12 protein-coding genes are annotated in these 12,742 nt (G+C 58.1%); 6 read left to right on the top strand and 6 right to left on the bottom strand.

The features are described from left to right. The first annotated feature begins 145 nt into the window (after nt 1-145). The 3 genes from ROO76_08845 (at nt 146) to ROO76_08835 (ending at nt 4,644) form a co-directional block, all read left to right on the top strand. Nucleotides 146-1,627: an ATPase domain-containing protein gene (locus ROO76_08845; GenBank protein MDT8068260.1), complete on the top strand. Its 1,482-nt coding sequence runs from the start codon at nt 146-148 to the stop codon at nt 1,625-1,627. After that, nucleotides 1,596-3,158, top strand: a complete 1,563-nt coding sequence (locus ROO76_08840; GenBank protein MDT8068259.1) for an ATP-binding protein — start codon at nt 1,596-1,598, stop codon at nt 3,156-3,158. Before ROO76_08845 ends, ROO76_08840 begins: the two co-directional genes overlap by 32 nt. 151 nt (nt 3,159-3,309) lie before the next feature. Next, nucleotides 3,310-4,644 carry an MFS transporter gene (locus tag ROO76_08835; protein MDT8068258.1) on the top strand — a complete coding sequence of 445 codons (1,335 nt, stop codon included), beginning with the start codon at nt 3,310-3,312 and terminating at the stop codon, nt 4,642-4,644. Nucleotides 4,645-4,730: 86 nt separating this feature from the next. Here the strand turns inward: ROO76_08835 and ROO76_08830 are convergent, their stop codons facing one another. The 3 genes from ROO76_08830 to ROO76_08820 all read right to left on the bottom strand — a co-directional run bounded on the left by ROO76_08830 (nt 4,731) and on the right by ROO76_08820 (nt 6,339). Further along, nucleotides 4,731-5,486, bottom strand: a complete 756-nt coding sequence (locus ROO76_08830; protein ID MDT8068257.1) for a hypothetical protein — start codon at nt 5,484-5,486, stop codon at nt 4,731-4,733. Nucleotides 5,487-5,661: 175 nt separating this feature from the next. Then, the gene (locus tag ROO76_08825) at nt 5,662-5,913 is read right to left on the bottom strand and encodes a helix-turn-helix transcriptional regulator (protein MDT8068256.1); all 252 of its coding nucleotides are present in this window, start codon (nt 5,911-5,913) and stop codon (nt 5,662-5,664) included. 54 nt (nt 5,914-5,967) lie between these two features. Then, nucleotides 5,968-6,339, bottom strand: coding sequence for a hypothetical protein (locus ROO76_08820; GenBank protein ID MDT8068255.1), 372 nt, complete (start codon nt 6,337-6,339; stop codon nt 5,968-5,970). A 635-nt stretch (nt 6,340-6,974) separates the two neighbouring features. Here ROO76_08820 and ROO76_08815 point away from each other — a divergent pair. Further along, the gene (locus tag ROO76_08815; GenBank protein ID MDT8068254.1) at nt 6,975-7,466 is read left to right on the top strand and encodes a DUF4440 domain-containing protein; all 492 of its coding nucleotides are present in this window, start codon (nt 6,975-6,977) and stop codon (nt 7,464-7,466) included. Between the two features lie 180 nt (nt 7,467-7,646). Next, nucleotides 7,647-8,720, top strand: a complete 1,074-nt coding sequence (locus tag ROO76_08810) for a PilT/PilU family type 4a pilus ATPase (GenBank protein MDT8068253.1) — start codon at nt 7,647-7,649, stop codon at nt 8,718-8,720. Nucleotides 8,721-8,740: 20 nt separating this feature from the next. Here the strand turns inward: ROO76_08810 and ROO76_08805 are convergent, their stop codons facing one another. After that, nucleotides 8,741-10,489 (bottom strand): hypothetical protein, encoded by a 1,749-nt coding sequence (locus tag ROO76_08805; protein ID MDT8068252.1) that lies wholly within the window; start codon nt 10,487-10,489, stop codon nt 8,741-8,743. Nucleotides 10,490-11,011: 522 nt separating this feature from the next. Here ROO76_08805 and ROO76_08800 point away from each other — a divergent pair. After that, entirely contained in the window at nt 11,012-11,272 is a 261-nt protein-coding gene (locus ROO76_08800; GenBank protein ID MDT8068251.1) for a hypothetical protein, read from the top strand. Nucleotides 11,273-11,314: 42 nt separating this feature from the next. Here ROO76_08800 and ROO76_08795 read toward each other — a convergent pair whose 3' ends face one another. Further along, a complete protein-coding gene (locus tag ROO76_08795) occupies nt 11,315-12,016 on the bottom strand; it encodes a haloacid dehalogenase-like hydrolase (protein MDT8068250.1) in 702 nt (233 codons plus the stop codon). Between the two features lie 82 nt (nt 12,017-12,098). Beyond that, nucleotides 12,099-12,725: a nucleotidyltransferase family protein gene (locus ROO76_08790; protein ID MDT8068249.1), complete on the bottom strand. Its 627-nt coding sequence runs from the start codon at nt 12,723-12,725 to the stop codon at nt 12,099-12,101. Between the last annotated feature and the right edge of the window lie 17 nt (nt 12,726-12,742).

Raw genomic sequence — 12,742 nt, 5'->3', positions numbered from 1 at the left:
CTTCCTGCGGGAGCTTACGTTCCGGCAGCACGCGCCCGGTGAGGCTTTCAGGACGCGCCCTTATGCAGCGCCAAGAATAGGAATGAAAGCGGTCCCCGGTCTCGGCATAGCCACGCCAACTCGGGCCCGCAAAGATAGAGGAACAATGGCAGATAACGATCGGCTGAAGACAGGTGTAGCCGGCTTTGACGAGGTTATGAATGGCGGAGTGCCCGCTAATTACTTTTACCTGCTCGAGGGTGACCCCGGCGCGGGCAAGACGACGCTCGCTCTTCAGTTTCTTTTCGAAGGTATTCGCAATGGCGAGAATGTGCTCTATGTCACCCTCTCGGAAACCAAGATGGAACTCGAGGCAGTGGCGCGGTCTCACGGGTGGAACCTTGACCAGATTCCCATCTACGAACTATTTGCCGAGCGCGGCCAGCTCAGCCCCGACGATCATTACACGGTGTTCCATCCCTCTGATGTCGAGTTAGCCGACACCGCCAAGACTGTTCTCTCCGAAGTAGAGAAGATCAATCCCAGCCGCCTCGTGATCGACTCTCTCGCCGAACTTCGCATGCTGGCCCGCGAGCCCATCATCTATCGTCGCCAGATCCTCGCATTCAAGCATCACTTTGAAGGCCGCCGCTGTACCGTGCTCCTTCTGGACGACCGCACCGGTCGCTCCGCCGATATGCAATTGCACAGCATCGTCCACGGCGTCATCACCATGGAGAAGATCGCGCGTGAATATGGTGTGACCCGTCGTCGCCTGGAAGCCACGAAGATGCGCGGCATGCAGGTTCGCGAAGGCTTCCACGATTATGTGATCCGCAAAGGTGGACTTCGCGTCTTCCCCCGGCTCGAAGCTTCGCAGCACGGAAAGAAGTTCAAAATTGAGCCCGTCCCCAGTGGTGTCCGCGAACTCGATGATCTTCTCGGCGGCGGCATCGATCGCGGCACTAGTACGCTCCTGGTTGGTCCTGCCGGTTGCGGCAAATCGACGGTTGCTTTGCAATTCGCTGCTGCAACGTCGAATCGCGGCGAGCGCGTTTGCTTCTTCACTTTCGAAGAATCGCAGCAGACGTTCATGGAACGCGCGCAGGGTCTCAAGATCAACCTGTCGGCGCCCTTACGCGAGAATGTGCTCGAGGTCCAGCAACTTGATCCCGCCGTTCTGTCGCCCGGAGAATTCGTCGAAAACGTCCGCTCAGCGGTAGAAGAGCGTAATGCTCGAATGGTCATCATCGACAGCCTCAACGGTTTTCTCCAGGCCATGCCCGGCGAAGACTTTCTAACTATTCAACTTCACGAATTGCTCACGTTCCTCAACCAGCAAGGCGTGGTTACTCTCATGGTGCTTGCCCAAACCGGCATAGTCGGTGCGGCGATGCAGTCACCGGTTGATGTAAGCTATCTCGCCGACGCGATCCTTCTCCTGCGTTACTACGAAGCCTATGGTGAAGTCCGTCAGGCAATTTCCGTGGTGAAAAAGCGCAGTGGACGACACGAACGCACAATCCGCGAACTTCAGTTGGGATCGAACGGAATCCGAGTCGGCGAGCCCCTCAGGAACTTCCAGGGAGTCCTCGCCGGAACCCCGACTTTTCTTGGTGGAACAGCCCGAGACGCAGCAGCCGACTAGTCCGGTAGAGTCCCGGACCCTCGAAAGTCGTGTCCTGGTTCTCGCTCCTGCCGGGGTGGACGGTTTCCTGATTGGCCGCGAACTCAATCTCGCCGGAATCCGGGTCAAAGTGTGCAACTCGCTCATCGAGCTTTGCACGCGGATGAAGCATGGCGTCGGCACCGTGATTGTCGCCGAAGAGGCCTTGATGCCGGCCGGAATCTCCACGCTCGCAAAGACCCTCGCTGCACAGCCAGCGTGGTCCGATCTCCCTATCATCGTGCTCACCGGCGGCGGTGCCAGCGATAGCCGAAGCCTGCGAGCTGCGCGCAATCGCGGCGTTCTTGGCAACGTCTCGCTCCTCGAGCGTCCCATTCGCCCAGTCACTCTCGTCAGTGCCGCCGGGTCTGCCCTGCGCGCGCGCGCGCGCCAGTATGAAATCCGCGATCACCTCGCAACTCTAACGCAGGTAACACAGGCGCTCTCGAAGAGCGAGCAACGTTACCGATCGTTGGTACTTGCCTCTTCATCGCTGGTCTGGCTTGCCGACGCCGAAGGTGGCGCACGCAATCATCAGCATGATTGGGAAGCCTTCACCGGTCAGGCTCCAGGCGAGTACGTGGGCTCCGGTTGGCTCGATTCCGTTCATCCCGGCGATCGCGAAGACGTGCAGCGCATCTGGTCGGAGGCGATTCAGAGCCGTCGCGGCGTCGAGTGCCAGTTCCGGTTGCATCGCGCTGATGGCTCCTACTGCCTCGTTCAGTGGCGCGTGGTGCCAGTTCTCGGTGCTCAGGGAGACCTCCTGGAATGGGTCGCGACGTGCACCGACATCCAGGAGCAGGCCGCTCTTCAGCACGCTCTGCAAAACGCCGAGAAGTTCGCCATTGCCGGAAAACTCGCTGGCACCATCGCGCACGACATCAACAATCCGCTCGAGGGTGTCACCAACCTCGTCTATCTGATCGCAACCACCTCGAAAGAACCCGGCATCCGCGAGTATGGGCAAACCGCCCAGCGCGAACTCGCCCGCATCGGCGAAATCACACGCCAGACGCTGACCTTCTACCGCTACTCGAACCAGCGTGAGCTCGTCGACGTCGGCGCCATCGTCGACGCGGTCGTTAACCTTCTCTCGAAGCAGATCAGCGGGAGAAATATCTCTCTTACCGTGCAGTTAGGCGAACTCCGCCCCATTCGTTGCTATGCCAGCGAAGTCCGCCAGGTCGTCGCCAACATCGTCACCAACGCCATTGACGCGATGCCCAACGGCGGCCGCCTCATCGTCCGCGCCAATCTCCGCCGAGATTGGATGAATGGCGGCATTAAAGGCCTTCGCATCACCGTCGCCGACACCGGGCATGGCATGAGCCGTGAAATCCGCAAACAGATCTTCGAACCCTTCTTCAGTACGAAAAAAGAGAAGGGAAATGGTCTTGGGCTTTGGATCACCGCCGAATTTATCCGCAAAAACAAAGGCCGCTTCTCGCTCAAGAGCAGCACCACGCCCGGACACACCGGCACCGTCTTCTCCCTCTTCTTCCCTTGCGAATAGAAGCGGTTTGGCAAGGGCGGGCTTCTTCCGTGCCATGTCCGTTAGCTTTTTGGGTCATCCTGAGGAGACTGATCCTGTCGAAGGAGACGAAGAATCCTGTTCACACGCCATGAAGTTCTTTTGCTACATTGAAGCTTAGTCCTGTCCTGGCGTGCCTAACCAATCCAATCCCCGGCGAGGCGGAACCGACTGGCGTCAAATCGCCCGCGCTCTCCGCCACCGCAATTACCGCCTCTTTTTCGGCGGCCAGGGGATTTCCCTGATCGGCACCTGGATGACCCGAGTCGCAACGGGATGGCTCGTTTACCGCCTCACCGATTCGGCATTTCTTCTCGGGCTCGTCAGTTTCGCTAGTCAGATTCCGATCCTCATCCTCGGTCCGTTTGCGGGTGTCTGGGTCGACCGCCTCAACCGTCATCGCGTGCTCGTCATCACGCAAATCCTCTCAATGGTCGAGTCCTTCGCCCTCGCGGCTCTGGCGCTCCCAGGAATTATCACTGTTACCGAAATCATCCTGCTCAACCTCTTTCAGGGCTGCGTGAACGCCTTCGATATGCCGGCGCGCCAGGCATTCGTCATCGAAATGGTCGAAGACCGTGCCGATCTCCCCAACGCCATCGCCCTTAACTCATCACTGGTTAACGGTGCGCGACTCATCGGCCCATCCGTCGCCGGACTTCTCATCGCGGCCTTTGGGGAAGGGTATTGCTTCCTGCTCGACGGCATCAGTTACATCGCCGTCATAATCTCGCTTCTTGCCATGACGGTCGTCGCTTCGCCTCCGCGCGAGCACGAAAGCGTCGCCTCCGAACTCCGCGAAGGCTGGAACTACATCAGCGGCTTTCGTCCCATCTGGGCGATCCTCCTGCTGCTGGCGCTTATCAGCCTTGTGGGCATGCCCTACACGGCACTCATGCCCATCTTCGCCGGAAACATCCTCCACGGCGGCGCGCATACTTTCGGGTTTCTCATGGGAGCCGCCGGCGTTGGCGCGCTTATCGGCGCCATGAGCCTCGCCGCGCGCAAGAGCGTGCTCGGCCTCGGCCGGATCATCCCCATCACCGCCGCCGGATTCGGCGCATCTCTCATTGCCTTTTCGATGTCGCGCCAGATCTGGCTCTCGCTGCTGCTGCTGGTGATAACCGGCTTCAGCGTCATGCAGCAGATGGCCGCCAGCAACACCATCCTTCAAACTATTTCGGAAGACTCAAAGCGCGGGCGCGTCATGAGTTTCTACGCGATGGCATTCCAGGGCATTGCACCCTTCGGGAGTCTCGCCGCGGGAGCGATCGCCAGTCGCATCGGCGCGCCCCTCACGCTTACCATTGGCGGAGCCATCTGCGTCGCCGGAGCCGCGCTGTTCGCAACAGAGCTACCCGCAATCCGCCAACTCATTCGCCCCATTTATGTCGAGAAAGGAATTCTGCCCGAAATGGCCACCGGCATCCACACTGCCTCCGTGCTCCAGGAACCCCCGGAAGAATAGCTTCAGAAGCTGCGTCGTCCGGAACGGAGCGCGGCTTCATTGCGCGGAGTCGAAAGACCGTTAGCCTCTTCGGGCGGCACGGTCCTTCACATCCCCAGGATCGCGTGCGTGATCCCCTGCCACCAGGCAGGATTACCTCTCCACGCATAAATCGCGACACTCTGCAGAACAATCATTGCTGGCAGCGCATACAAATAGACCTTATTGACGCGCCCTTCAACCATCCAATCTCTCACCATCCCGAGCACGATCAGCGCGTCCAGTCCGACGTAAAAGATGCTGTGGTTGAACCAGAAATCGAATCGTCCAATCCCGGCGTCCATCAATTCGCATGTCCCGACGAACAGAAGCCGGCGATGGTATTCCGGCTTCTTCCTCCAGTAAATCGCCAGGGCCAGGCAAGTACCGAAGACGACCATGTCGCAAATCGGCACGGAGATGAACGAATCGACGCCGGCCTGATGCAGGACGCCCATGTCGAATCGCGTCATGACTACCATCACGGTCAGTCCCAATGGAACCATCAGGGCGCCAAGCGCGGCACCGAACCAGCCGAGAACGCGATGCACGCTCACCTTGCGCACCCGCACCAGCGCCGATTGCAAAATAAAGAACAGCATCCAAGTCGAGAACGCCGCACCATGCATCCACAACAGCAACGGCCTCGGCGGGTTCGCGTGGAACAGGCTCTGGTCCACGGTGCGACTGAAGCCCGCGACTACCAGAGTCGCCATCACCAGCGACATGACGAAGTAGAAATAACGGCCGAGAAACCTCTTGAACTGAGTTGTGACGCCTCTTTTCTCGAGTCCGGCAGCAAACCCCACGTTTCCAACGGCCACAGAAATCTCCTCGCCTCTCAAACGCAGCTCGCGAGCGCAAAAAGATCCGCGCCGCATCATGTACTAGCGATCTAAATTGTGACTAGAAGTCCCCAGGGAAATTTGTGCGCAACAGAGTAGTTGCTCCCCTTTGGCAATGCAACTAAAAAATGGCGAGTCAGTTGGTTGGTGCGAGCTAGCTTCCCCGATTTCGATGCCGACGCTGACCATAGAACCTGCCGAGAAATTTCATCTCCGGCTCCCCAAAGCCCATCGCGATCTTCTCAACCGACTTGAGCTTCGGATCGTTTTTTCCCGATTCTATGTTGAACAGCAGCGTCGACGTCATTCCCGCCAGCCCCGCCAGTTCGCGAATCGTCATCCCTTCTTTGATACGTCGGAAACGGATATACTCCCCAATGTTTTTCCAGGTTCCCTTTGGTTTCATCGTTATCGCCGCCCCATCCTTATCCTCGAACGACGCCCGCTCTTCACGCTCAACTTAGCGTGCCGCTTTCGTTACTGGTTGTACAGGTCTCCCTGCCTTACTCTTCGGCAATCCGTACCTGCGGATGAGTACCGTGATGTGGTCGATTCCGCACCCGAAATGATTGGCAATCTCCTGCAGCTTCCATCCCTTGTTGCGCAGCGACGCCAGTTCGCGTTTTGTAATCGGAGCAACCTTGATCGGACCGTGTCCGCGTTTCGCGCCCATGCCTTGCAGCCCGTAAAGAATCGTCGCCCGCGTCACATGCGAGCGATGGCAACCGAGTTTCTCCGCAATCGCAAACTCGGTCATCCCGGCTCGCTTCATGCGCTCCAGACTCGTCTTATCGATCTTCTTGACTGCCCCAAAGCCCTTTGTTTTAGCCATTAGTCCTTTCTCCAGCAAGCCAACTTCTCATTAGTACTTCGCTCAAGCTCGTTTTGCTTAAACGGGATTGTATACGCGCACTACCAGCCCAACTGCTCACCGCGATGAATTCTCGTCTAAGTCTATGTCAAGGACGCAGGCGCTCCCCCGAACGCCCGCGTCCAGGTCGCCTGCACTTAATGAAGTTAAGTGCTACAGCGACATACTAATACGACAGGGCTCTAACTCGCTCTACGTTTTTGCGGGACCAGCACAATGTTTCCTTCTTGGGCAACAGCGCACCAACTCTCAACGCACCGATCACACAGCCACACATGCATGGCGCTGCTTATTCCGCCAGTCCTCACGTGAAAAGTGAACAGCTTGCCGACACCCAGCCTGTGCCACCGCTGCGTACAGTTGGGCGCCGCACATTTTTGAAGGGAAAAGTCTGAGGCCACCATCCTTGCGTTCCTGCTCCAGCGTGTCTTTCTTGTTGCCCCAGTGAAGGTATAGGCAAACTAGCATCAAAGTGCCGCCCCCGCACTACCCCTTTCCGGGCATGAGGATGGCCCGAACAAGAGACCATTTCATATCACTGCCAGTTGTGATCTTTGCGACAGAGAATCATTTCTTGGCCGTGTACTAAATCTGTCATGTTGAAACTCGGACTGCTGTTGCTTATCTCGAATCTCGCACTTGGGCAGGCTTTGCCACAACATCCCCAACAATGCGCTGTTCCCGGGATCGAAAGCGTAATTCAGAAGGTCGCCCAGGATTGGAAAGACGGCTACAACTCTGGCAATCCCGACGCGGTGGCGGCGCTTTACGCCGAAGACGCAACCTACCTCACGCAGCACTTCGCCACCGGCATCGTTCATGGCCGCCCCGCTATCAAGGCGTACGTGAAACGAGGCACCGATGCCAAGTACAAGATCGAATCGCTGAAAGTGCTGGCTTCCAGTTGCTCCCAAGAATTCGCGTATGCCATCACTCGCTACGATTCCATGAACGCCGGACAAAGCGTCTTCGGAGTGAATCTCGTAATCATCCGGAAGATCAAAGGCAAGTGGCTGATCGTAGCGCACGAATCCGCCGTCCCCGACCCCAACATCGCCATGCGTACCCTCGAAATCCCTGACAAATAGGTTTTGAAAGGGTACGAGTTATTGAAGGGGCACGGGTTCAGCGTGCCTTTCAGACCCCATGAGGACAAGCTTTCGCCCTTGAGGTCCTCACCCTACCTCTCCGAGCCATAGCTGAGGGAGGCGAGACCGAGAACTGGGAACCGGCGACCAGCATTACAATGGTCCGCTGGTGCCTAACTTATGCCTCTCCCTCTAGACAAGTGGCTCGAGACGCTCATCGCCAATGCCGGCAGCGACATCCTTCTCGTCACCGACGCTCCCGTCTGCATGCTGGTTGACGGCGTGGTTCGCGGCATGGATACCGCGCCTCTCACCGGTGCCGAAATTGAGAATGCGGTCGTTCCAGCGCTCACTCCCCACGCTCTGGAACTCTATCGCAGCGATGGAATCGCCGATTCCTCCTACCGCGTTTCCGGACTCGGACGTTTCCGCATCAACCTTCACCACCAGAAGGGAGATGCGGCGGCCGCCATTCGCGCGCTTCCCACCCGTGTTCCACAGCTCTCCGAACTCAACCTTCCTCCGCAGGTTCACGCGCTCTCTCAACTTAAGCGCGGACTCGTCCTCATCGGCGGTGCTGCTGGTTCCGGGAAGACGACCACTGTTGCTGCGCTCATTCACGAGATCAATCGCTCGTCGGCTCGTCACATCGTCATCATCGAAGACCCGATCGAGTATGAGCATTCGCACGAGCACAGCATCATCGAGCAGGTCGAGATCGGAACGGATGCTCCCGATTTCCCAACCGCTCTCCGCGCCGCCTTGCGCCAGGCTCCCGACATCATTGTCGTCGGCGAAATGCGCGATCCGGAGACGATGCGAATCGCCCTTTCCGCCGCTGAAACGGGCCACCTGGTCTTCTCCACACTCCACACCACGGACATGGCTTCCACAATCGGTCGAATCGCCGACTCCTTCCCGCCGGAGCGTCAGAACACCATTCGCCAGGACCTCGCGATGGCAGCCAGCGCGGTGATGACGCAGATGCTTCTCCCCAGCAATAACGGGGGGAGAGTTCCCGCAGTCGAGTTGCTGATGGTCGGATACGGAACGCGCCATCACATCCGCCGCAATGCCTTGCAGCATTTACACCAGGAGATCACGCTGACCAAGAACCAGGGCTCGCAGACGCTGGAGGAATCGCTCTCGCGGCTCGTCATGGAACGGAAGATTGACCGGGAAGAAGCGATGATGCGCGCCGTTCACCAGGATGACCTGGTGAGCTTGTTGAAGAGCCTTCACAGCGTCGCTTGAACTATCTCTGCTGAGAACCGTTACGCGCTGGCTGCGAAGTACTTCCTCGGGTGTTGATAATCCGTCTGTCTGCGCCGTGCCAGTCTCGGAAGCACAATAAGCACCAGGCCATAGAACAGGAAAGAGAAGACGAGCGTCTCAGGACTCCCAAAACGCAGGTCCTCGAATACCAGCTTCAGGGTTCCGAACGCGACCGCGGCATACGCGACCCATCCAAGCTCGATCCGTCGCCAGTAGGGCCCCAGGTAGCCCAACGTCAGCGCCAGCGCACAGTTCACGATCGTCCGAATCACGGATAGTCTCGACGCAGAAGTTTCCCAGTGGCCATTCGCAAGCCAGACGATGGCCGTCACGGCGAGCGAGACCGCAGCCACTGCGCTCAGCGCTGCTGGAATAATCCACAAAGCCCGCCGTCTGATCCTGGTCTCCGCGACCGACGAACCAATCGAGTAGCAGAGCACCGCCGCTACCGTGACAACCATAACGGTCCAATCCGGCGACGCAGTCACCGTTCCAGACAACGCAGCCGCTATGAATGTCGGCAAGGAAGACAAGACCGCTGCTGCAGCCAGCAATACGGAAGGATGTAATCCCAGGCTAAGGGTTCCGAAGCGCCTGTACACAAAGGTCATCGCCACACTTGCAGCGCCCAGGAACACCACAGAGGCATTTGCTCCGAGCAGGAAAACGCTGCCCACAATCAGAAGCGCCGCACCCCAGGCGGAGAAGATACGGCGATTGCGCGCATATAATTCGCTGCTGAATCTCGCAAGCCCCAACCAGTAGCATCCTGCGGCGAGCGCCATCATAACAACTCCCAACATCGATTTGGTCAGGCCTGACGAGCGCGTTGCGCCTAACGCAGCGACAGCAACTGCCATCGAGCCCTGGATCACATCCACGGCCGTGACCCCGCGCCTTCGCAAGAATCCTCGCAGTCCAATACTCCCGACATAGATCGCCAGCAACGCAAACCAGAGCGCGCTTATAGTTGCCTTTCCAACCTGCGGATATTCTTCAGCCGGCGGTCCAAACATCATGATGGTTATGACCAGCCATACTGCCAGGTTTGCGGACAACGCAGGGATCATCCTGGAGGTCGGGACGCGCCCAGAGCACGTAACAACTTCCATCGCAAGTGCCATTCCCAGGGCCGATAACGTCAGCGGCAACACATCCCGGGTTGCGAAGAAGAGCGCAATCACGGTGCCGCTCGTCGCGACCGCGGCCAGCCACGGGATGGTTTCCAGTTCACGCTTCCAAGAGAGCGCCAGCGTCACGGCAAAGAAACCGACGAGAATGGCTCCGGCGTAAGCAGGCGAGACGAACTCGAACCTCACCGTCGTCTCCCAGAGCATGGGCGAGAGAATCAGGATGGAAGTGAGAGCATAAGTGGTGCTGGCGAACTTCTGGGCATGAACTCGAATTGCCTGAACCAACCAGAGCATTGCATATGCAACCGCAAGCGCCACAACCGGGGCTTTGGGAAGCGTTCCGGATTCCGCTAGTGCGCGAAACAGGTAAGCGCCCGCCAGTCCGATCACGGCCTTGCCCAACGTTGAAATCGCCGCAGGCAACTCAATGGAAGGGAATCCCTGCCAGGTCTCAGGCGGCCGTTCTCGTCGCACCGGGTTGACTGGTTGCGCGATGGCTGCGACGCGTTGCGTCCGGGGTTCGCCTTCCAGGATTGCAATTCGGTTTTCGAGGTGCTGTACGCGTTCGTTGAGTTGCTCCAGGGTCGTGCAAACTTCCTTGGCGTCGTTTGACATCACTTCCTCCGCAGTTCTCGCGCACGGATATATTTCTGCTGAGACGCTGAGTTCCTATTAATGCGGTCACGCGCTTTCGGGGCCCCGGTGGAGCAATATGAGTTCGGATAGCTAACACCAGAAAAAACCGTTGCCTCAGTGATAGCGGTCACGAGAGGCTGTGAGATCGCCGTTTTCTCGACGAAAGGCGGGACGTGATCTGCTGGAAACAACGTTGAAGTCGCCTTATGCAACCTCGCCGGGTACCACGGGTCATTAGCGAGAGGCATCCAATTTTTGTCCGAGCAGAGTTTGCTGTCCGGAGTTCAACTGCAAGGAGCGGAAAATGTGTGATTACTCCCTAATGGCTCTTGAAAATCGCCTGGCCGAGTGTGGAGAGGATCTTGTAGCTCACAAGTTCGAGTTCGGAACGACGGGCCTGGCACCGGCTATGGAAGTATGTGAATTGAATAAGCTTAAGGAACAACCAGTTCATGGCTTCTGGGCCAAGGTCGCCCGGTTGTTGAATCCCCCGGCGGATAGATGCACTGTGGTTTGCCGCCGGGAGCACGTTTGCTGTTACAGGACGTTCCGGAGAAGATGCAGCGCAAGCTGCGTCTCGACAGTCCAGATCAGGAAGTCGTCTTCACGGAACTCGATCGTCGTGATTATCGCGATGCGGTGCGCTTCTCAAATGGTCGTGAGCTGTCGCTGCAGAGACTGCGCGAAGGCCAGCGAGTGCGTGTTCTGGCGCTGTCCTCAGAACCAGTCGCGGTGGAAGAGAGCGAACTGGCAAGCGTTTGAGGCAGGGAACTGAACCCTAAAGGCGAAGAACGAAGAACCACCTTACAAAGGCTTGTGAATGGGCCAACCCTTCTCCCTGGCGACTGCCTCGAGGTCGGGGTTGGGGTTGATGACATAAGGCATCCGCGCCAGTTCCAGCATGTGCAGATCGTGGATGGAATTCCCGAAGATCGCATCGACCATCTTCGGAATGTGCTTCTGGATGGCGGTGACCTTGAGCTCATCCGTCGGCACCTGGATGAGCTTGTTGGTGGCCTTGCCGTGCCTGATCTCGACCTGGGCAGCCACGACCCGCTCGGTCGGGATACCGAAACGGCGAACTCCTTCTTCGACCACCCAACTGTTCGTTGAGGAGACCGCCCAGACTTCGCAGCCGCTTTCGGCGAGGCAGTGCGTCAACTCCTGCATCTCTCCGAAGACACGTTGAGCGATGGTTGAGGCGAAGAACTCGCGCGCAAGTGCGCGGATATCGGCATCGGGAATGCCGTCGTGGATAGTGACCATCTCGCCACAGATCGTCACTTCGTCGACCTTGCCCGCTTTGTAGTCCTCGTAGCGCGCCAATGCCCAGTTCTTTACCTTCTCTGGGAGCAGTCCGCGATCGATCTCGTAGTAGAAAAAGTCGGCGCCGGCATCGCCGGACCAGAGGGTGCCATCGCAATCAAAAACGGCCACACGTGGTTTCTTGTGAAGAACCTTCTGGACGAACCCGGTGGATGCTGTGGCGGGAGCCGAACGTTGCATGGCGCGCAAAAATCTCCGCAACTCAATATATAACAAGGCCGCGGCTGTAAAGCCCGGTCAAAAGGACATGGTCACCCAGAGGTTACCTGCACAACTGCGAGTAGTCCTCGGGCGTATTCACGTTGAGACTAACGTGGGGGTCGTCAACTGGAATGTAGCGTAAGTGCCCGGCCAGCGAGTGCATCACATCACGCGCAGTTGACGTAATAGGCGCACGCAGAAAAACTTCTATCAAATCGCGTCCCGCGAAGAAGGGATGTCCGTGTTTGCCCTGATACTCGGGAACAACGCCCCAGACGCCTTCTTCGGCGGCAAGAAACTCGTCGTGAAGCTTCGTAAGTGTTTCAGGACGAACGGGTGGACGATCCACCAGCGCGACAATGGCCGAGTCGCGGCCGCGATTCAGTACATCCTGCACGCCGAGTTTGAGCGAGCCAAATTGGCCCAGTTCAGGCGCGGAGTTACGAATCATGAAGCCGCCAACCGAGTAAACCACCGGCGCAAGTTGATCGAAATTTGCTCCGGCGATCACCACAACCAGGTCGCAGTGCGGCCGAAGCGCGGTAATGTGCGCACCAAGGAAAGTATCAATCAGCCCGGCGGAGGGCTGTGCCGACGGTGGCCAGGGCAGCAGCGCTTTGTCCTTGCCCATGCGGGACGAAGTGCCCGCCGAAAGAATCAAACCGCAGAAGCTGGGAGAACGAGTCATGGCTTCCGGACCTGTGG

The sequence above is a fragment of the Terriglobia bacterium genome (genome assembly GCA_032252755.1).
Lineage (GTDB): Bacteria > Acidobacteriota > Terriglobia > Terriglobales > Acidobacteriaceae > JAVUPY01.
Note: the sequence above shows the minus strand (reverse complement) of the source record. Positions and strands in the feature narration are given on the sequence as shown.

Excerpts from the sequence above, each read along its gene's own strand:
- ROO76_08795 (MDT8068250.1), bottom strand. The coding sequence starts at position 12,016 with ATGCAACGTTCGGCTCCCGCCACAGCATCCACCGGGTTCGTCCAGAAG.
- ROO76_08825 (MDT8068256.1), bottom strand. The coding sequence starts at position 5,913 with ATGAAACCAAAGGGAACCTGGAAAAACATTGGGGAGTATATCCGTTTC.
- ROO76_08820 (MDT8068255.1), bottom strand. The coding sequence starts at position 6,339 with ATGGCTAAAACAAAGGGCTTTGGGGCAGTCAAGAAGATCGATAAGACG.
- ROO76_08805 (MDT8068252.1), bottom strand. The coding sequence starts at position 10,489 with ATGTCAAACGACGCCAAGGAAGTTTGCACGACCCTGGAGCAACTCAAC.
- ROO76_08790 (MDT8068249.1), bottom strand. The coding sequence starts at position 12,725 with ATGACTCGTTCTCCCAGCTTCTGCGGTTTGATTCTTTCGGCGGGCACT.
- ROO76_08800 (MDT8068251.1), top strand. The coding sequence starts at position 11,012 with ATGCACTGTGGTTTGCCGCCGGGAGCACGTTTGCTGTTACAGGACGTT.
- ROO76_08845 (MDT8068260.1), top strand. The coding sequence starts at position 146 with ATGGCAGATAACGATCGGCTGAAGACAGGTGTAGCCGGCTTTGACGAG.
- ROO76_08810 (MDT8068253.1), top strand. The coding sequence starts at position 7,647 with ATGCCTCTCCCTCTAGACAAGTGGCTCGAGACGCTCATCGCCAATGCC.
- ROO76_08815 (MDT8068254.1), top strand. The coding sequence starts at position 6,975 with ATGTTGAAACTCGGACTGCTGTTGCTTATCTCGAATCTCGCACTTGGG.